The sequence below is a fragment of the Lacticigenium naphthae DSM 19658 genome (assembly GCF_000425865.1).
GTDB classification, from domain to species: Bacteria; Bacillota; Bacilli; order Lactobacillales; family Carnobacteriaceae_A; genus Lacticigenium; species Lacticigenium naphthae.
Window position 1 is genome coordinate 32,811 of record NZ_AUEG01000007.1, and the last position, 21,362, is coordinate 54,172.

18 protein-coding genes are annotated in these 21,362 nt (G+C 34.3%); 2 read left to right on the forward strand and 16 right to left on the reverse strand.

Features of this window, described 5'->3' with window-relative positions:
- Window positions 1-47: 47 nt before the first annotated feature.
- From H626_RS0106810 to H626_RS0106860, 11 genes are all read right to left on the reverse strand, one after another.
- The gene (locus H626_RS0106810; RefSeq protein ID WP_027108685.1) at window positions 48-1,064 is read right to left on the reverse strand and encodes a GDP-mannose 4,6-dehydratase; all 1,017 of its coding nucleotides are present in this window, start codon (window positions 1,062-1,064) and stop codon (window positions 48-50) included.
- A 31-nt stretch (window positions 1,065-1,095) separates the two neighbouring features.
- Window positions 1,096-2,943, reverse strand: a complete 1,848-nt coding sequence (locus H626_RS0106815) for an LTA synthase family protein (RefSeq protein WP_051237891.1) — start codon at window positions 2,941-2,943, stop codon at window positions 1,096-1,098.
- A 95-nt stretch (window positions 2,944-3,038) separates the two neighbouring features.
- Entirely contained in the window at window positions 3,039-4,460 is a 1,422-nt protein-coding gene (locus H626_RS0106820) for a lipopolysaccharide biosynthesis protein (protein ID WP_027108687.1), read from the reverse strand.
- Window positions 4,461-4,492: 32 nt separating this feature from the next.
- On the reverse strand, window positions 4,493-5,383 hold the full coding sequence (locus tag H626_RS10860; protein ID WP_051237892.1) for a glycosyltransferase family 2 protein: 891 nt from the start codon (window positions 5,381-5,383) through the stop codon (window positions 4,493-4,495).
- Window positions 5,384-5,414: 31 nt separating this feature from the next.
- On the reverse strand, window positions 5,415-6,698 hold the full coding sequence (locus tag H626_RS0106830) for a hypothetical protein (protein ID WP_027108688.1): 1,284 nt from the start codon (window positions 6,696-6,698) through the stop codon (window positions 5,415-5,417).
- Window positions 6,688-7,809: a glycosyltransferase gene (locus tag H626_RS0106835; protein WP_027108689.1), complete on the reverse strand. Its 1,122-nt coding sequence runs from the start codon at window positions 7,807-7,809 to the stop codon at window positions 6,688-6,690. Before H626_RS0106835 ends, H626_RS0106830 begins: the two co-directional genes overlap by 11 nt.
- Window positions 7,810-7,824: 15 nt before the next feature.
- Complete coding sequence (locus H626_RS0106840) at window positions 7,825-9,087, reverse strand: TolB-like translocation protein (protein WP_211221964.1); 1,263 nt, start codon at window positions 9,085-9,087, stop codon at window positions 7,825-7,827.
- 15 nt (window positions 9,088-9,102) lie between these two features.
- Window positions 9,103-9,933: a glycosyltransferase gene (locus H626_RS0106845; protein ID WP_035618875.1), complete on the reverse strand. Its 831-nt coding sequence runs from the start codon at window positions 9,931-9,933 to the stop codon at window positions 9,103-9,105.
- 13 nt (window positions 9,934-9,946) lie between these two features.
- Entirely contained in the window at window positions 9,947-11,071 is a 1,125-nt protein-coding gene (locus H626_RS0106850; protein WP_027108692.1) for a hypothetical protein, read from the reverse strand.
- Between the two features lie 11 nt (window positions 11,072-11,082).
- Window positions 11,083-12,069 carry a glycosyltransferase family 2 protein gene (locus H626_RS0106855; protein WP_027108693.1) on the reverse strand — a complete coding sequence of 329 codons (987 nt, stop codon included), beginning with the start codon at window positions 12,067-12,069 and terminating at the stop codon, window positions 11,083-11,085.
- A 4-nt stretch (window positions 12,070-12,073) separates the two neighbouring features.
- Window positions 12,074-13,060, reverse strand: a complete 987-nt coding sequence (locus tag H626_RS0106860) for a glycosyltransferase family 2 protein (protein WP_027108694.1) — start codon at window positions 13,058-13,060, stop codon at window positions 12,074-12,076.
- A gap of 227 nt (window positions 13,061-13,287) precedes the next feature.
- Here H626_RS0106860 and galE point away from each other — a divergent pair, with 227 nt between their 5' ends.
- Complete coding sequence (gene galE, locus H626_RS0106865; RefSeq protein ID WP_027108695.1) at window positions 13,288-14,298, forward strand: UDP-glucose 4-epimerase GalE; 1,011 nt, start codon at window positions 13,288-13,290, stop codon at window positions 14,296-14,298.
- 45 nt (window positions 14,299-14,343) lie between these two features.
- On the opposite strand, the gene H626_RS0106870 is transcribed toward galE, so the two are convergent.
- The 3 genes from H626_RS0106870 to H626_RS0106885 all read right to left on the reverse strand — a co-directional run bounded on the left by H626_RS0106870 (window position 14,344) and on the right by H626_RS0106885 (window position 18,345).
- Complete coding sequence (locus H626_RS0106870) at window positions 14,344-15,435, reverse strand: glycosyltransferase family 4 protein (RefSeq protein ID WP_035618893.1); 1,092 nt, start codon at window positions 15,433-15,435, stop codon at window positions 14,344-14,346.
- Between the two features lie 148 nt (window positions 15,436-15,583).
- A complete protein-coding gene (locus H626_RS0106875) occupies window positions 15,584-16,495 on the reverse strand; it encodes an N-acetylmuramoyl-L-alanine amidase (RefSeq protein WP_051237893.1) in 912 nt (303 codons plus the stop codon).
- A 944-nt stretch (window positions 16,496-17,439) separates the two neighbouring features.
- Entirely contained in the window at window positions 17,440-18,345 is a 906-nt protein-coding gene (locus tag H626_RS0106885; protein WP_027108699.1) for a Gfo/Idh/MocA family protein, read from the reverse strand.
- A 347-nt stretch (window positions 18,346-18,692) separates the two neighbouring features.
- Here H626_RS0106885 and H626_RS0106890 point away from each other — a divergent pair, with 347 nt between their 5' ends.
- Entirely contained in the window at window positions 18,693-19,973 is a 1,281-nt protein-coding gene (locus H626_RS0106890) for a YeeE/YedE family protein (RefSeq protein ID WP_245570086.1), read from the forward strand.
- Window positions 19,974-20,227: 254 nt separating this feature from the next.
- Here H626_RS0106890 and H626_RS0106895 read toward each other — a convergent pair whose 3' ends face one another.
- Both H626_RS0106895 and H626_RS11805 read right to left on the reverse strand, forming a co-directional pair.
- Window positions 20,228-20,686, reverse strand: coding sequence for a hypothetical protein (locus tag H626_RS0106895; protein WP_027108701.1), 459 nt, complete (start codon window positions 20,684-20,686; stop codon window positions 20,228-20,230).
- A 376-nt stretch (window positions 20,687-21,062) separates the two neighbouring features.
- The coding region (locus H626_RS11805) for a hypothetical protein (RefSeq protein WP_211221965.1) at window positions 21,063-21,362 on the reverse strand (300 nt) is incomplete at its 5' end.

The window sequence follows — 21,362 nt, forward strand, 5'->3', positions numbered from 1 at the left end:
GTTTATTTTTAACTCAGAAAACTTTTTTTATTGTGTACATATAGCTCTCATTTCTTTTTATAATAGTCAACATACCAATCCGTAAATTTCTGCAAACCTTTCTCCAATGGAGTTTGCGGTTTGAATCCTGTGATTTTATTAAGTTTCTCAATTGATGCATAGGTAGCTGGAACGTCTCCTGGCTTCATTGGTTCAAATACCTTTTGAAATGTGACTTCCCTATTTAGTGATTTACTTAATGCATTTTCTAGGGTACTTATAAAATCCATTAATTTTACCGGGTTATTATTTCCAATATTAAAAATCGTACTTGGAACATTCCCGTCTTCACTAGAAGGTGGCAATGATATTAACCGTGAAACTCCTTCAACAATGTCGTCGACATAAGTAAAGTCTCTATATAAATCATTTTCAAAGTCCCCATTATTATAAATTGCTATGGGTTCATTATTGAAAAACTTATCTGTAAATCCAAAATAAGCCATATCCGGCCTTCCCATTGGACCATAAACAGTAAAGAAACGTAATCCAGTAGTTGGAATATTGTATAAGTGACTATATGTGTATGCCATCATTTCATTAGTTTTTTTACTCGCAGCATATAAAGATACTGGGTAATCCACTCTATCTTCCTCTTTAAAAGGAACATTTTTATTATTTCCATAGACAGAGCTTGAAGATGCGTAAATCAAATGTTTCACAGGGTATTTTCTGCATGCTTCTAAAATATTAAAGAAGCCTTGCACATTACTCTCCATGTACACATCTGGGTTGACAATAGAATACCTTACTCCTGCTTGAGCAGCTAAGTTTATAACAACAGTTGGCTTTTCATTCTTAAAAACATCTAAAATGATTTCCTTTTTTGAAATATCACTTTTAATAAATTTGAAATTATCATACGTTTGCAAATTATTCAATCGGCTTTCTTTTAAATTTGTATCGTAATAATCATTAAGATTATCTACTCCTATGACTACATTTCCCGACTCCAAAAGTCTTTTTGCTAAAAATGACCCTATAAATCCTGCTACTCCTGTGATTAAAATATTTTCATTATTCATTATGATATCTCCCTCACTTAGTTTAATTATTTTAGTTATATAATCCTAATTTAGAACTATAATTAGCGCCGGTAGTTATGTCATATAATATTATATCATAATCATTTAACAATTCCTGTGCCGCAACAGGTAACTCTTCTCGTCTATTGTAGTATTCAGATTTTTTTTCGCTATAATATGTTCCATTACTGATAACGGGAATATGCTCTTCTAAAGACATTAGCAACTGAATGTATGGACTTACTTTAGAGTTATTCAAACTATAAATATGGTTCATAAAATAAATAGGACTAATTGTATCCGGAACTGCTCCAATCTCTGAAAAATTTGAATACATATACAAGGGAGTTTTGTGCATTTTTGTTTTCCCATTGCTTCCGTATACGTCATCTCCGTATAAGCTCGGTAAATGATCTCCCCAAAAGAAAACCACAGTTTTTTCAGGTGAATTTTCAAGCTTTGAAATGAAGTCCTTCAATGCCAAAGAACTGTAGTATAAATCATTCATGTAATGAGCCGTTTCAATATTATCTGGTGTCCCTTCTACTTCAAAAAGCAAGTTGTCGTATTTGCCCAAATAAGGCTGATGATTCTGCATAGTCACTAAATGAATAAATGATGGTTTTTGATTCCCTTCAATTGTTTTTATTACCTCTTTATATGCAGATTCATCGGAGATAAATTCATTGTTTTCAATTCTTTCTGTGTATTCCATAGTATGATGGTCAAGAAATTGGTCAAACCCTAGACCTTCATACACTTCTTTTCTCTTATACAAATTGGTATTGTATGGATGAATTGCCAATCGGTCATACTTGTCACCTACTAAAGACAAAATAGAGGGATAACTTTCTATTTCTTTTGCTAATTGAATATATGGAGTGGTAATGTTTGCAGACAAAGGTTCCAGAGATATGCCCGTCAACGCTTCAAACTCAACATTTGCAGTGCCTCCTCCATATGCAGGGGTATACACCCAACTTATATTTCCAAAATTTTCAAGATTCCTAAAATCGCTGATGGGGTCTTGGTTTACGGATAAACCATCATAATATAATGGATCGGAAAAAGTTTCGTTCATCACATACACTATATTCATATCATCAAGATTTGTCACTCTGTCTTCATTAGTCGCAATACTTTGTTTTTTATACTTATTAATAATTTCTTCCACTTTTTTCTCGGAATATCCTCCTGGTTCTTGCATTGCAGGAGACTTTAAGTTAAATAAGAACCCAACGATTACGCCATTTTTCGAATAATTAGAATGTTGGTTAAACATGACCCATGAAGTATGATTGGAAAAAAATTCTTTGATAGCATTACCAGGTTTATTAAAATTACTCATATAAAATAAGCCATAGGTCAAAATAATAATAGATACTAATCGAAAAATTTTATACTTATGGTCGGCTGACCGTTTGTTTTTGGACATTAATATATATATAAAAACTCCTGTGATAAAAGTCACTATTAAAATAAGTGCCACTAAATAGATTGGTTCGACCATATCTAACACAAAATTTATATCTTTAAGAAAATAAATATCTGAAGGATACAAGGGTTCACTTCTGTATTGGATTTTTTGTTGGTTTGCTACCCCCATCAGAAGAAAAAAAACAGTGTTGATGATTGTTGCGAGTAGAAGACTTCTTGTAATTGAGAATAGCCACAAACCGATCCAAATCAATATGAATGTCTGTGCTAATATAATAGAAGTGTTCTCAATCGAAAAAAAATTACTTATTAATTCTTTTTCAAAGTTGAAATGGAGTAATTGCAAAAAAAATGTAATCAAAAAATGCAATGCTATAAATAGAATGATTTTTAAGCCTGTAATTGGCAGTAGAGAGTTTTGTTTTACAGAAATAAATTGCACAGTCTATTATCCTTTCTGTTTAGAATTTATCAAAAAATATTGAAGAATAGATACTTGAAGTAAAAAAGCAAATCATTTTGATTTGCTTTTTTATTTCATTTAGAAACTAATTTCTTCATTTCCTTTATCTGTCCGGTAACGATTAAACCAAATAAAAACACTACTGAAAAAACAATCAACTTAATGACTAAGTTAATGAATATACTATATTGAAGTTCGGGAAGAATAAGGAAAATAATTATTTGAAAAATTCCTAATATTATTGGTTTAGTTAAAGATATAATCAAGTTTTTGAATCCTGTTTCAAATACTTGATACATTAGCAGATAATTATTCACTAAGAAGTTTGCACTAAATGAGATTACTAACATCACACCTACAGCTTCAACGCTCCCTAAATATACCCCATAAATAATAAACAGTGCATTTAATATCATGGACTGTACTCCAGAAAATAAAAGGAGATCAGTACGATTTGTAGATTGGTAAAATGCCCCCGAAGTACTCGCAATCATTTGAAGCCAAATTGATACTGCAAGTATTTTAAAGGTTAATACGCTGTCGACCCATTGATTACCAAATATGAATAAAATGATCTCTTCAGCAGCAAAAAACGAGAACACGGATACCGGTATACCAATATTAGCTAAAATACGTGTGATTCGTAAATAGACTGTTTCTATTACTTTTGTTTCCTTTTCATATTCAGACATAATTGGTTGAATCACAGGAGTGATTATTCCAGCCAATAATTGATTAGGATATAGTGAAATTTGATAAGATTTATTATAAAAAGCTAACTGAGTAGGTCCCAAAAACTTCCCAATCAAAATACTATCTAAATTCCGAGAAAAATAATTAATAAAATTAAAGGCAAATTGATTCCTTGAAAACAACCATATTTTTTTTATGGGTTCCCATGAAAATGATACTCGGGAAGAAATTTTTGTCTTTTTGTAATAAAACCAATAAGTAATGATTGCTTGAACAATAGCCCCAATAATTATTGAGTAGTATTTGAAGTTTTGTAACGCTAATATGATTGATACAATACCTTTTACAATACCGGAAGCAATAACTACCACATTTACTGTTCTAAAATCTTTATCTTTTAGTAGTATCGATTTTGGAACCACTAAAAGGGCCTGGAAAAACACAGAAACACCTAAAATAACAAAAATAGGAATGTAAACACTATTTTCAAAAAAAATATTGACTGGGTAACCTAAAAACATGAACATAAAGCCTAATACTATTGCTACATAAATCGAAAACTTATAAATTACTCTGATGTCTTTTGTTGTTAAGGTTTTGTTTTGAATAATAGCGGGTCCAAATCCCATATCAGCCAAGAGGGTAAAAAACACCAAAAATATCTGAACTATAGCTACTACACCGTAATCATCAGGCGTTAATATTCTAGATAGCACAGCATTAACTAATAATTGAATTACAACATTTGAATACTTTCCAACTGCGCTGTATATAATCCCTGATTTAAAATCGCTCATTACCATGAGGAGAATTCCCTACTTTCCATTATTACTTCTTACTTATCAATACGATATGCAAAATTTTGCTGATTTATAATTTTTTGTATTTTTTCCTTTGATAAGAAATACAATTTAAGCGCTTCTTTTACACTTTTTCTTCCATATTTATACTTAATATCTGTCTGATTGTTGAAACTCATCGTTGATGATTGGTCCTCTTTATGATAAATTTCAATATCGTCTAAATAAATCATTTTTAAGTTCATTTTTTTGAAAATCAATCCCAATATATTCTCTTCATAATACAAAAATGTTTTTGGATAAAAACCTGTAGCTTTATTTAAATAATTTTCTGTTAATAAAATAGCTGCTCCATGCAAAATATAACCACTTTTTTGGGTGGTATCTTTTTTACTATCCTTTTCTTTTCTACCTTCAATTCTATTTGACTGTACAAATCTTTTTATATTCCTATATGTTTCTATTATTGGAAAAATCAATTCTCTAAAAACACTTTTAAGTGAAGGGTTAAAATATATTGGATTCTGATTATTTCCGTCACTACCAACGATTCTCGTTCCAATTGCCCCAACAGTCTTATCCATTGGAACTTTTACTAGTTTTTCAAAATAATCGAATTCTTTGAAGATAGTATCATTGTTCACCACAAAAACATTGGAAATATTTAATTTATTTATACAGTAATGTATCCCGAGATTATTTCCTTTAGCAAACCCTAAATTTTCATCTGATTGTAAAAAATGTATAGGAATTCGTTTTTTGTCCGCAATAATCTTTCCTTTTATGTTTTCTATGGACCGATTCTTAGAATTATTATCGACTACTACTATCTCTAAGTCACCATAAGTCTGATTATAGATAGAATCGATACACTCAACAGTATCTTCCCAATTTAAATAATTTAAAATTACGATTCCTAATTTCATAGTTGATCCTTTCTATATTAAATAATAGCTATCATTTTCTAATAAATCCATTATTCTCGTATTCCGTAACAAAATAATACGGTAATAAGTAGGGTATAAGATAATGATATATACCACCCTTGATTTCAAAAACAATAAATAAAAATAGTAAACAAAACAATAAGACATGAGCTGCTTTACCATTATTTTTGAGCAGATTGTTAAACATAAAGAATATTATCAGAAGTGGTATGAAATAATTCAGGAGTGTTGGGAAAATACCAAAAAAAAGTAAACTTCTTAGAAAACCGACATCTGTTGAACCAAAATAACTACCCGTAATAGGATCTGTAAAGTATGCTTCACCAACAAAGAATTCTTTTATTGTAGGTAAAAAATACATATTTTCGAAAAGTGCAGTTGTGGAAACAGAAGTTGCTTCCCCAGTTCTGAATAAATTTATTATTATTTCAAAAGCCCAGTTAAACCAAGTATTTATGGTTTCACTTAAAAGTGAGCCAACAAGTAATATAAATACTAGCGAAACAAGTCCCAACAGATAGCTTATAAAGAGATGTAATCCATTTTGATAATATAAAAATAGTAGGAAAGCTATTCCTAAAGCCAATACGGATGCCACACTACCTATTCTCCCGTACAATAAAGTTCCAATGAGTAAAAAAAACATTGAAAAATAAAAAACTATATTTATTTTTGCTTTTGTTGAGATGTGGGTTATTAGTAAATATACATTTAAAACTACAGCTAATGAGAATCTTAAAGTCTGTCTAAATCCTGCAAAACCGTCTATACCTATTCTTGTATAATATTGTGGTTTTGCTAAATGTTCAATATCCGTTTCGGATATATATAAAATACTTAGCCAGGATGAGCGCAATCCAGGAGTCAATACTAAAAATACAGTAGAAAACAAATATAATAGAGAAGCTACTATATAGAATTTAGCTAACAATACCAGCGTAGCCTCTTCTTTATACCATCTAATATATAAAAGAACTAAAGCCAAATGACTTATGATCAACTGAAATGATGAAAAATATATCCCCCTAAAAAAAGATAAATCATAAGTCCCCATTATAAATGGATACATGATCGAATAAAGGGATATTAATATAAACAAACTTAGAATGAGCATATTTTTAGGCTTGAAAAAGTTTATTTTCCTAATCAATATAGACCAGTTTGTAAATATTATCAACAAGTATACTATGAAAAATAGTAGATCTTGCAGCAAATGATTTTGTTTGAAAACAAAGGGAAAAGAAATATAAAAGAGAAAAAGGAGAAAAAAAATATTTTTTAATTTATTTTGCATTATTTCCCCCCTCTTTTAAAACTGTTCTCAAAACTGATACAGTTTTAGAAATGTCGAAATCACTATCTTTCACAATAGTATTCATCTCGATTCTATCGACTTCTTTATCTAAAAGATATTCTATAACACCGATCCATTCATCAGGACTGGATATATCCTTCCTATAAACAGAATCAGTGACCTTTACTTCACTGGGCACTGCATTAGAAACTACACATTGTAAACCTGATGCTTGAGCTTCTATAGTAGCTATAGATAATCCTTCACTTTTCGAGGGTAGCAAAAACAAATCTGCAATTTCTAAATAATTCTCGATTTTTTCTTTAAATCCCAAAAAAAATATATGGTCTTGTAATCCTAATTCCCTCACTTTTGTTTTCAATACATTTTCTAAACTGCCTTGCCCAAGTATCAATAGTTGCCTATTTTTATTGTGTTTTATCAGTTCGGGCATGATATCAATTAGAAACTCATGATTTTTAACTTCTTCGAGTCTCCCCATCGTTAGCAAAATCTCTTTATTCTCTAAGTTTAATTCTTTTTTCATTTGATTACGTTCAACACGGTTGTACAAATACTTAGAGGATTCGATGCCGTTATAAATAATATGAACATTTTTTACTGTATCAAATAACCACAAAGCGGCATCGTTAGAACTGGCAAAAAGTATGTCCCCATAATGGCTAATTCTAGTTTTGTTGATTTTATCTAGCAATTTTAACAAGTAGTATTTCATGCCTTTATTTCTCGATTCAAAAGCAGCTCCATGAGAATGTATGATCAATTTGGCATTAGAATATTTTTTCGAAATTTTAAATATTGAAATATTACTTGCAGAGGTAGTGTTCACCCAGATATAATCATATTTTTTTCCTTGTACTATTTTTTTGACTTCTTTTCCATGTTTAAGAGGATTTTCTCCCCAAGGTGTAACTTTTATTATATTTGAATTCGTTTCATCTAAAGTTTGTTTATATTGAACGTCGTTTTTACTTGATAGAATAAAATCAAAGTTAAAACAGTCATTTTTTGTGTGTTCAAGAAAGTTAAGAAAAAAGGATTCAATTCCTCCGATTTCAGTAGATATCCCATAAACTAGTATATTTATCATTATCTTACCTCTCGTTTATTTTTCCAAAAAATTTTCCGGTTTCACTTCTATTGTATACATTCTTCGCTTGCCTTCAAATACGGAATCAAATGCAATGGCAGTACTACTTCGATTCCACCGAGGATGAAGATCACACCTAACATCATTATCATATTTAAACGGTGCAAATACTTGTGCCAAAGTATTTATTTCACCACTCTCTTTTGCTAGATAAATATTAGCAATCCTTTTCCTATCCGGATAGGTATCCGTTATAATCCATTCTTTATCAGGGGAATAGCTTGGATGTCCATCATTTTTCAAACTGGTTAAAATCTCTTCATAATTTAGAGATTTATCTTTAAACAAATAATACCCTGATCCCTTGCCTTGTTTATTAGCATATGCAATTATCTCATAATCATTTTTCCAGAAACAATGTGAAGTCATTTTGTCATCATTTAGATTAAACATCTTTTTCCCATCCATATCAATAGTGACTAGGCGAGTAAATTTATTTGTTCCTTTTAGCCATCTATGCAACACCATGAACCTATCTCCAGAAGGGTTGATCATTATATGATTGACTTTATGTTCTGCATCTGACATTGATTTATCATTTTCAAAATTATAAAAATCAGAATATGATAATAAGTCTGTTACCTCGTTCGTTTTTAAATTCACTTTCCAAATCGCAGTACTCGTAGGTACTTTTTCATTTTTGGAAGCATCTTCTTTGTTTGAATATCCGTACCCTTTACGTAGCCTATGCAATCTAGAAAAGTCTAAAGATAGTGCGTAATTCCCATCTTCAGTAATACTATAAATTGGTTTTGAAATAATTCTCTTTTCTTTAGTAACTATATTTAAAATTATAGATCTGTATTCTCCCTCGATAAAATCGTTGTATATGATTTCTTCATTATAATTAGGTCCCAACCATTGCATCATACATCCTTGTTGTACATTCCATGCATTTGTATAACCTAAGCTAGTTAAAGTATTATCATTTTTCGTATCGATCAATAATAACTCGGCAGGTTCCTTAGGAGCGACACTCTTAGAAGTATCTTGAACGCGTAAGCAGAGCATATACCTCTCGTCACTATCCCAAGGAGACTTATCATAGTATCCAAAGAAGTATTCAAATTGATCGTTTGGTGTGACTCTATTTATATTCCCTTTTTTTTCTTCCTTATTGGATAAAAGATAAAATGTCACTTGATAAAGACGCTTAACACTCTTTTTTATAATTGGATATTTAGTCAATATTTCATTAATTTTTTTTTCAATAATCACAATTATCCAACTTCCTTATTTTATATTTTCCCTCAAAATCTTTTTATTGATCAACTTAAATAATTTTAATGGTGCAAAATATACAATTATAAAAGCTATCGTTGTAATTGTAAGGTCCAGAATGGAAGAGTAGCCTTTTCTAAAAAATTTATACCTCATTTGTATGTCATATGAAGTTTTTTTCCAGCTTTTTCTTCGTTTCAAATTATCACTATCGGCTCTAAATAAAAGCAATGGCTCCTGAATATTATATGCTTTTATCCCATTATTTAACATTCTGACAAATAAATCATAGTCCTGATTTCGCCTAAAGTCTGAATAACCATTGAATTTTAAGACTAGGTTTTTTTTGTACATGACAGTTGGATGGTTAAAAGGGCTTCTCCTTCGTGAAAACTTGACTATATCATCGTGATTTTCAGGAACCGTTCTTTGGCTGACAACATTCTTTGGATTGTCAACAAATTCACTGATATTGCTGCCAACAATTCCGATTTCTGGAATTCTGTTAAAAATTTCAAGTTGCTTTTCAAATCTATCAGGCATAGATATGTCATCCGTATCCATACGTGCCACCAGATCATACTTACATTCTTTTAATCCTGCATTTAAAGCCAACCCTAATCCTACATTATCTTTCAACGTGACGATTTTAAACAAACTTGGCATTTCTTCAATAAAATTTGATAGCGTTTCTTCAAGTTCTTCTGTCAGTGGCCCATCTTTTACAATTACAATTTCCGAGGGTTTTACGGACTGATTAATCACACTATTTAAACTAGCAATTAAAAAGTCTTTTTTTTCTTTCTGATAAACGGACAATAATACTGAGAATTCATTATACACTAAGTTTACTCCTTTAATTCGATTTCTTATTTTGGTTCATTTCAATAACTAGTATATCTTTTGATAAGTTCCGAATGAGCTTTAATTGATCAGTGTACCAAGATTTTTTGGTTTGATTTAATTCAGTTATTATAATGAATTTATCAAAATTTTCTTCTTTGGGAATATCCAAAACGGACATATAACTAGTATTAGCGTAATTGTTTAACCATCTTTCATCTTGCAAATTCTTTTTTGAATCATCTTGCACTAAGAAAGCAATCTTTTCTTTTGTATTATTTGTAATCAAACTTATAACATTAATGATACTATCTGTTTTTCGAGTTGAATAATGGCTCATTTTTACAAGTTTCTCAGTATTAGCAAGTTGATAGTTATACAGGGAAGAAATATTTTTTGAAAAAAATGTTTTTATGAGACTGGTTACCAGTCCAACAATGAGACCTGCGAATACTATCAAAATGAAGACAACAACCAAATTACTTGCACTGGTGGGATCTTGAAGTTCGGAAGGATCTATAGCTTCTTCCTGAAGATCATTTTTTATTGGGGTTGAATCGATTAGATACACATTTTTGTTTTCAAAAAAAGTTCCCTCTGCATTTTCTAGCAGCGAATAATACTCTTCTGCAATATTTAAATTGTCTGCTTCATTTCCGATACCAACAAGAAATGTGTGAACATTATTTTTCTGATCGAAAGACATACGAATTGCTCTACTAGCATCAGGTTTGAATTTAACATTTAGATTATTTTGAATTTGTTGAATAGTCTCAGGCAATGTTAATATTTCTTTAACAGTACCGAATTCTCTATAGGGTTCACCATCTTTGAGTTCAATAAAATATCTAAAGATATATGCCTCTTGATCTAAATAGTTAATTAGTTCTGATTGTTGGTTTTGTGTAAGCACCTCATATTCAGTATCCAAATACTGATCAGCTTCCTCTTTTGATATTATTTCTTCATTCGCCACAGTTTTTCCAATAGATTCTTCATCGCCCTGCGAATCTAAAATATTAAAAAAATAATATAGACCCGAAAAAATAATCACAAAAGCAAAGGAGGTGATTATTATTGTTTTTTTTGATTGTTTTAAAAATAAAAGATAATCTTTCAGTGTAAAATATTGGTCCATTTGAATGCTCCTTATTTGAACTGTTTATAAATCTTTAAAGGTATAGCGAGAATATTATAATTTACGGCAAGGACAGTAACCATTAATTTACGATTGAACGACATAGGTGATTTAATCAATAGCAAATAGTTTTCCCTGATGTTTGCTGTTAATTCTTTTATTGTTTTTTTTCTAGAGATGTTTTCATCACTTACTCCATAGTATGCGATTTTTGCTAATAAAGAAAAATAAGTTCTTGCTTTTTTTACTTTAGCTAAATATATCAATCTTTCATTCTCGCTTTTTTGGGTCACTTCGACAAGTTCCTTACTTACTTCTAGCAGATCAAAGTCTCTTTTTTTCAATCCACTTCTTGTTGTGCTTTTATTTTCCTGAAAATAATAATAACCTACTTTATTAGTGTGAACGAGTTTATCTGCTTTTTCTAATGCAGAATAATTAAATAAGATATCCTCATTTATTGTTTTCTCATCAAATCTAAGATTCTCTAAAATAGATTTAGAGTAAACTTTTCTCCACACTGTAAAAGGCGCTACTTCTGTTTGACCGCGATACAGGTAATCTTCTAAAATTTCCACACCATTGACCTCGACTACTTGATCTGTAACTTCAGGAAGTTTTTCATCGCCATTAGTTTGAATGGTATTAAAACTCACTATATCTATCTTAAGTTTGTTAAATAATTGAACTACATGCTCGTAGATTTCTTTAACTAACCAATCATCACTATCTACAAATGTGATTAAATCGCCCTTGCAGATACTTAATCCCATATTTCTAGCACTCCCTTGACCACCATTTGGTTTAGTTAGTACTTTAATACGAGAATCCTCTCTCTCATAACTACGACAAATTTCCAAACTTTCATCTGTAGAACCGTCATCTATCAGCAAGATTTCTAGGTTAGCATATGTTTGAAGAACAATCGAGTTCAAACACCTAGGAAGCAAGCTCTCAACATTATAAACTGGTACAATAACACTAATTAATGGATTCATTTATTTACCTCTCTTGCTTTTTTGAAATTTGAAATTTTTGATAATATTTACTCAAAAAAATAAAACTCAAAGATAATTTTAATGTAGTATTCCAATATTTTTTCCTATATATAGACTGATATAAATCTCTTTTTTTAATTTTTTTCAGTTCGTGCTTTAAATCCCAAAAAACAGATTTGCGGTCCTTTTCACTTGCGATTTGAGGAACTTTTGATAATTGATATGAATAATATAAATACTTGATATTATCAAAAAGCTGTTTATCATAATTTTCATTCATTTTATAGTATTTTTCTACATTCTCAATACTCGGTCTAATATCCAATATTGATTTCGTATACGTATTGCTTATACTACCTTCTCTAAATCGGTAATAGTATACTACTTCTTTAACAAATTGTATCTTTCTAACGTGAAGCAATACCTTTAGGTAGAAGTTTAAATCTTGAGCAATTTTGACATTTGCAAAATAAATATTATTATCTTTTATCACATTTGTGCGGTACATTTTGTTTCCCGGAAAAGGGGGGACAAATGCTAGTTCCTTAAGATTATCACTAACCTCTAACAATTTCGTATCTGTATACCCAAAATCTTCTTTTTTACCTAAGGTGCCTTTTTCATTCATATGTTGATATTGGCCCACAACCAAATCAACTTCTTTATTTTCAAAAGAGAACAACATATTTTCTATTGCTTCAGTATTTAATTCATCGTCCGAATCAATTAAATAAATAAAATCTCCCTTAGATTTTGAAATACCATAGTTCCGAGCAGCTGGTGCTCCAGCATTTTTTTGATAGAAGTAGTAAACACGTGAATCTGTTTCCACTAATGTTTCAATAATCGATTTACTTTTATCTGTCGATCCATCATCTACAAGAATTAATTCAATGTTTTGAAAGGTTTGTGCTAAGACAGATTCTATCGTTTTTTTTATATATTCTTCAGCATTATAGACCGGTATTATAACTGATACTAGTTTATCCATTTTTAACTCCCTCAATCAAATTTTACAATTTACTAACAATAAATATTTTAACGCTATTTTTTAATTTATTACTATGCTTTTCTAATTTTATCTTTTCACATTATCTAAATTATGATAGCATAACTCGCTTCTTAATTCATCTTCATTAAAAAATTATTAGTCATATTTCTCCATTACCTGACTAATAATTTTTGGATTATGCTATACTTTTCAAAGGGAGGGATTTTATGTCCATTTTAATCACGGGTGGTGCTGGTTATATCGGTAGCCATACGGTAGTCGAATTATTGAAGAAAAACTTCGAAGTTATTGTCGTTGACGATTTCTCTAATAGCAAACACGAAGTTCTAAATCGCATCAAAAAAATCACAGGTAAGAGTTTTACTTTTTATGAGGAGACTCTTCTCAATAAAGAGGGTTTAGAAAATATTTTCAAAGAGAATAATATTGAAGCGGTTATTCATTTTGCAGGTTATAAGGCGGTAGGTGAATCAGTTGAAAAACCATTGAAATATTACCGTAACAATATTATAGGAACCATTACACTGATGGAATTGATGAATGAATACGCTGTAAAAAACATGGTCTTTAGTTCATCTGCTACAGTTTATGGTATGAATAACGTTGTTCCTTTCAAAGAAACTATGCCCTTAAGCACCACCAATCCATACGGCACAACAAAAATGTTTATCGAACAAATCTTGCAAGATCAATCTATTGCCGATAAAGATTGGAGTACGGCTCTTTTACGTTACTTTAATCCAATCGGCGCACATGAATCGGGTCTGATTGGTGAAGATCCTAGTGAGGTCCCGAATAACCTCATGCCGTATCTCACTCAAGTCGCAGTAGGTAAACGCGCAAAACTAAGTGTGTTTGGGGATACTTATAAAACACCAGACGGTACAGGCGTTCGGGATTATATTCATGTAGTTGATTTGGCCAAAGGTCATATTCAAGCCCTAGAAAAAGTTCTCCATTCAACTGGTATCGAAGCCTACAATTTAGGTACGGGAAAAGGCACGAGTGTATTAGATTTAGTCCGGACTTTTGAAAAAGAGAATGGTGTAGATATTCCGTATGAAATTGTAGAACCGCGAGCTGGAGATATTGCGAGTAGTTATGCCGATGTTTCCAAAGCAAAAGAGGAGTTGAATTGGGAAACGAAACTAACAATTGACGATATGGTTCGTGACTCATGGAACTGGCAAAAAAACAATCCAAATGGTTATGAATAAAAAGTAAGAGACTGGATTCCCAGTCTCTTACTTTTTATTTGTATTCTATTTATTTGGCTTTTCATCTGATTTTGCTTTTTTGAATAATTTCTTAACAAAATTTAAAAATGGAGTTCTCCCCGGATCTATTAAGCCTATAACTTCCACGAATATTTCTACACCCACTATTACTCCAATAGATAAAATAATCGTACCCCAGAATGTTGACATTTTATACAATAAAGCAATAATGGAAAAAATGATTCCGAGCGAGTAAATCGCTAATACCGTTTGTCTATGCGACAGACCCAATCCCATTAGTCTATGATGTATATGATGTTTATCTGCAGCTGATATGGGCAGTTTCTTCAGTTTTCTTCTTATGATTGCATAAAGTGTATCTGTTATCGGAATACCCAATATTACTATCGGAATAACTAATGAAATAAAGGTAACATTCTTCAATCCATTTAATGAAAATACTGCAATCATAAACCCAAGAAACAGTGCTCCCGTATCTCCTAAAAAAATAGAGGCTGGAAAGAAATTATACGGCCAGAAGCCTACAATTGCGGCTACCAACGTGAATAACATAATGGAAATTTCTACATTTTCAAATCCTAGAAAGAAAAATCCAATAATCCCCATCGTACTCAGCGCTATTATTGAAATCCCACTCGCTAACCCATCTAGTCCATCGACTAAATTAATCGCATTTGTAATCCCTAAAATCCAGATGAGTGTCATCGGTAAGCTTAAAACCCCAAAATGAATTTCACCAAATATAGGTATAGTGATCATCTCTAATTTGATATCAGTAAAGTAATAAATAATTGTCGCCGCTATGACTATCCCAAGTATTTTGGCTAACGGAGAAATTTCTTTTATATCATCTATCAAACCTGTGACAATTATGAACGATGAAGCTATGAATACCGGTAAGACTGTTTGTGTGGAAAGTGGCTGCAAGAAAAAGGCGGAAATGAAAAAAGAAATAAAAATTGCTAACCCACCAATTGTCGGCATGGGCTTTATATTTACCCTTCTCTTATTCGGATTATCCACAGCTCCTACAGTGACTGCCAATTTTTTAACTAAGGGAGTAACTATCAGCGAAATGACCATGGTGAATACACACATAATCAAAACAAAAAACATATCATACATAATAAAGACCTCTACTCATTTAAATGATTTTTAGAAATAACACTTAGAATAGTATAACATATCTCAAGCCTATTTTATTTGTTGAATTTTTAATAACGACTGTGTTTCTATTTCTTTAATTTCTTTGGTGTAAAAGCATTTACAAACCTATTTCAAACCAGTTGAACAAGCTCCCAGGATCTGTTTTTCTTCCTTTAGAATATTCATCGTGTCCTACGATATGGTTCCTGTCTCTTTGAATACTTGGGTGCCGCTTCACTATATCATCTACTAAGGATCGAAGTGCAGTATATTGTGCCTCAGTGTACCCGATATCTTCTGAATCGATTTGAGCATAGGTATCTTGGGGGACCATTGCTTCCATTTCATCTTCTGTGCCGATAGCGAGCAATTCTATTCCGATAGAATGATGGTTGAGTCTGTCTTGGTATTGTGGAAATCCGTCTAAGTCACCTTTTCCCGCATGGTAAGCTATTCGATTTTCTTTAACCAAGGAATAGATTTCCCCATTTTTTCCAATAACGTAATGAACAGAAACACCATAATCTTTAAAGATGGAATACGTATCTTCAATCAGAAATGGGTCTGCCGGTTTGTTTTGAGCATTGCTCGTAAAATGGATAACGATATGCGTCAATTCTTCAACTCTTTCAGCGGAGTTTTCTAAAGGTAGTAAATACTCTATTACGTTAACAGTTGGACTTCCATTGAAGTTTTGTTTCTTCTCGGTGGTTATTTCCGATTTTACTACTTTTTTGGAAGTTTTATGTTTGGTTTCTTTATTCTCTATTTTTTCCTCTTCAGTTTCTATTGTCTCAGAAACTATCTCAGCTGATACTATATCGCCTGGTTTTTGAGGTTTCTCCTCTAATAAATCTTCTTGAGTTTCGTCTTCTGCTACTTTAGAAGACAGCTCAGGTTTCTCTATTCCTTTTGCTAAAACGACTGTTTCATCATTATCTTTTTTAGTTGTCTCGTCTTTATTACAGCCACCAATGAAAAATGTCGCTATCATAATTGCTGTAAGTAATCTTTTATATATGTGCCTCATTCATTTCACTCCTCTAACAAACCGGTATATTTTTTTACATACTGTTTGTTTATCGGAGTACTTTTTCTTTCTTTAAGGTTTTTTTTGCATTCTCTCAGAAAACAAAAAATGAATGAGTTTTTGAAGCATCCTCAATAAAGCAGACCCGACGTCCATTTCACGACTAGCTTCATGTATTCGTTCCAATGATCCGGGTCTGAACGCCTATTGTCGCACTCTCTTTTTGAAACGAGTTGTACTTTGCAGAAATGCGGTTGCTTCGCTGGGCTTCACCGATTCTAACGAATCTTGTTCTGCCCTGCTCCAGCCCCTCATTTCTTAACGCAAAGCTCCACTCTCTTTTTGAAATGAGTTGCGGCTTTGCAGAAATGCGGTTGCTTCGCTGGGCTTCACCGATTCTAACGAATCTTGTTCTGCCCTGCTCCAGCCCCTCATTTCTTAACGCAAAGCTCCACTCTCTTTTTGAAATGAGTTGCGGCTTTGCAGAAATGCGGTTGCTTCGCTGGGCTTCACCGATTCTGGCGAATCTTGTTCTGCCCCGCTCCAGCCCCTCATTTCTTAACGCAAAGCTCCACTCTCTTTTTGAAATGAGTTGCGGCTTTGCAGAAATGCGGTTGCTTCGCTGGGCTTCACCGATTCTGGCGAATCTTGTTCTGCCCTGCTCCAGCCCCTCATTTCTTAACGCAAAGCTCCACTCTCTTTTTGAAATGAGTTGTGCTTTGCAGAAATGCGGTTGCTTCGCTGAGCTTCACCGATTCTAGCGAATCTTGTTCTGCCCTGCTCCAGCCCCTCATTTCTTAACGCAAAGCTCCACTCTCTGTTTGAAATGAGTTGCGGCTTCTTGGCTCTCGGGAAAAAGATGCCGCTTGGCCATGCGCAGGGTGCTCTGTCCTGTGCGGCCCTATTTTCCGGTCGAGCCAGGGCAGTCGCCTCCACTCTCTTTTTTAGTACCCTTCCTTCTTCAGCATTTCTTCACAGATTTTGTGTGAGAGCCAGGCTGATTTGGGGGTGACGGGGCTTTTTTTGGTTTTGAGGGCATCCAGGAATGCTTGGATGATTGGTTCAAAGCCGCGTTTGTGTAAGGTTGGTGTCCAGTCACTGTAGCGGGTGGTCTGGTCGGTATTTTTTATGCGTGTCGTAAGCTGATCCAGGTTTTCCAGGCGCATGGTCCCGTTTTTGCTTTGGACTTCCATGAATTCAAGGTTGGCGCCGGCTTCGGTGTTCACGGATACCGAGACGGTCGTATCTTTGGATTCGATCATCACCCAGGCTCGTTGAAAGTTGTCTTTTGTGCCGACTATTGTGGACTGGATGGATTCAACTTCTCCGTCGAGCAGGTAGAGTGCTGTATCCAGTGGATGGATAAACAAGTCGTAGATCATGAAGCGCGTGTTGCGTCCGCTACTGCCTTGACGGTTTTTTTGGACAGAAACGTACTGCTTGTCTTCCATTTTTTTCAATTCGTCCAACATGGGCGCAAAGCGGCGGTTGAAGCCGGTCATGAGTAAGACGTTTTTTTCTTCGGCGAGTTCGAGGAGTTCTTTGGTCTGGTCCAGGTCCTCGCTGATGGGTTTGTCCACGTAGACGTGGATGCCTTTGTGGATGAATTGCTTGATGACGTCGTAATGGGTAGCTGTGGGCGTGTGTACGAAGACCCCTTCGATCCCGCTGTCCGTAAATTCGTCCAAGTCCGTAAAGAGTTTGTCGATGCGGTATTGTTTGCCGATCTGCTCTAATTTTTCCTGGTTGCGCGTGCAGAGATGCCAGTCCACTTCTGGGTGCTGGGTGAGCATGACGGGTAAGTAAGCTTTCTGTGCGATGTTCCCGAGTCCGATAACGCCTATTTTCATGTGTGTTTCATCCTTCCTGTCTGTTTGCTTCCTCTAGTATACCGTATGAAAGGGAACTTTTGCGAGGAGGAATGGTTGAACGGCAGGATGTCTTAGTAGGGTTTATGATCCGGGGACCGTAATTGCTTGCTTGCTCACTTCTTCTCACTTTAAATAAGTGGATTATCCTATTGTGTACTGAACGTCAAAAAATGCTTGTATTTTAATTAAACTCTCATACTAAAGTGTTTTCATTTGTGTTTTTGTGAACAAAATATGCTTTATTGCGTATAAATATTGCGCAAGCCAATCCATGTCGGTATACTCTTAGTGAAATCAATCACATTTAATTATAAGGAGAGGGTAGTATGTTGGTGTCAAAACCAATGCAGAGGGAGTCTAAAATCCAACCGATTTTTGGCTTTGCATTTTTAGGTATTATTTTATTCATGGGGTACAATTTTTTAGAGTCGGGTATGCTATTTTTCCGCTTGCTTATGGGCTTATCCTTAGGCTATGCACTCTCACGTGCGTATACAGGTTTCGCTGGAAGCATCAACCGGGCCTATACAACGGGGTCAACGAAATTATTGCGGACGTTGATGTTTATGTTTTTCATCACTACGTTGATCTCGACAGCTTTCTTGTTTAATGCCGATCCCACTACTTTTGGATTGTGGATCAATCCGATCAACTTTGGCTTACTTGCTGGGGGCGCATTATTTGGCTTCGGGATGTCCTTCTCCGCTTGTTGTGCTTCTGGGGTCTTGACTGACTTGGTCACTGCTTTACCACGTGCGTTAGTCACGTTAGTCTTTTTCGGAATGGGCGTTTTCTTAGGTTTTCCTATCCAACGTTCCGCTGAATTCGTCACAGCTACTTGGTTCAACTCCAGTACATTTGAAACGGGTGTCTTCTTGCCTGATTTATTCAAATGGGACGGCTTGAACGGGTACTTGGGTGCCATTCTATTGACCGCACTCTTTTGTGGCATCGTCATTTTCTTCAGTTACAAATTTGAAAGTTCACGCAAACGCAACAATACCTATGCTGGACATTTCATGGAAACTCGTCAAGATGAACCCGATACATTCGATTCGAAAGAATACAGCTTGTTCTCCAATGAAACTTACAACCGCTTGTTTGTTCGTCCCTGGACTTTGAAACAAGGTGCTGTAGCAATCGCCTTGGTTTTCGCACTCTTGATGGGCGTCACTGGTTCTGGTTGGGGCGCTTCGACTCCTTACGGTTTCTGGTTTGGGAAAGTCCTCATGTTGTTTGGGGTTTCTGCAGAAGCGTTAGCTGAATTTACACTCGGCGCGCCTGAACATTACAGTGCTCCCTTCTTCAGTCATCCGGTCAATACACAAAATGCCGGTATCTTCTTGGGGACCATCGTCTTCTTACTCACTGCAAACAAATTCAGAGAAGCGTTCATGTCTGAAATGAGCTTATCTGTGCGTCAGTTCTTCTTATTCGCTTTGGGTGGCCTGTCCATGGGATTTGGTACACGTTTAGCTAATGGTTGTAACGTCGGGGCATTGTATACACCGATTGCACAATTTTCATTATCTGGCTGGGTCTTCCTAGCAGTCATGATCCTTGGTGGGATCATCGGAAACAAATTCGCCAAAGTTTGGTTTAAATAAAGAATAAAGTCTGAAACAAGCGTTCAGACCCGAAAAACTTTAACTATAAGGAAAGGCCAGTGTTCAAGTCGAAACTTGAATACTGGCCTTTTTGTACGGAGAATAGGTATTGTCGCTGTGGGAGAGTGACTGGTGTCGGCTTGATCGTCAAGCGGAATCCTTGGGAGCTGGTTTTTTTAGACAAAAAAAGGAGGTCACGCTTGCGCGTGACCACGGAGTAAGAGGGTATAGATATAAAACAAGAAGCAACTAGGTTAGTTTGAAGAAGCGTCCGGATAAACTTCTTCAGCGGTTGTTTCTGGATCGATAACGAGGTATAACTTATCGTTATCGGAAACAAAAGATGATTGGTAAGCATTGACGTGTTCATCCGTGTCTGATGCTTCATACGGGAAGTAAATGCTGTCTCTTTCCGCTAAGTCGCGGTAAAGGATTTCCATTCTTTCGATATCTTGGCGACGGGCAACGCGGTCAAACATGCCGGTTTCGAGTCCTCCAAGGTTGATATCGTTGGATTTCACTTGATCAGCTTCACGGGTAATTTCGATTTTGAATGATTGGCAGGGGTGAATTTCTTGTAATTCGCCTTCGTCAATACGTCCGTAGCTGGTTGTGACTTGTTTGATCCATAAGTCACCAATGTTTTCGCGGTCAATTGTCCACGTTTCTCCGTTACGGAAATAGAATTTTAATCCACTCATGATTTTTTTCATAATTGTATCCCTACTCCCTACATAATATCTTTATTTTCTTGCATGTGATTAGTTTAACATGTTTTTAAAGAAAGATAAACTGTTTTTGCAAAGTATGTCGAAAAAAAACAAAAAGATTGTTACCTTGTGAACAGATTGTTTCGCCCTCTTCTCCTCTTACTCTCCTGTGAGTGGAATCAGCTTTCGTGGCTGTTTCCCACAAGCCTTTTTTCCTCACAACTTAAGAATAACAGACTTGGATTCAATTGCTTAATAAAATGTTTGAGAGAATTATTCAAGCAGTTATCGGTTCCTTTTTCTGATAGAAAAGAAAGTCTGGGGGGATTCCCAGACTTTTCATCTCTGTAGCTATTTTTTCTGAAACCTACTTTCAAGACTAGCGACAGTCTACTAAACGCTCCTGTAGAGTCACATAGCATGAAAAGCGGTCAGGTAAATGGGTAGTCGCAGGCATCTTCAGCAAGTTCAAAAGAGATGGGTTATTTGAAGTTGCTTGAACGGAAGTAATCTCGGCAACTTCAGCTGTGCTTTCTTCAAAAGTTGACCGATTGGGTTGCTTATGGGTAACTTCAAAGCGAATACTGTTCGAAGTTGACCGATTCTGTGTGTTTCCGGCAACTTCGCCTATATTTTCTTCAAAAGTTGGCCGATCGGCTCGCTTATGGGTAACTTCAAG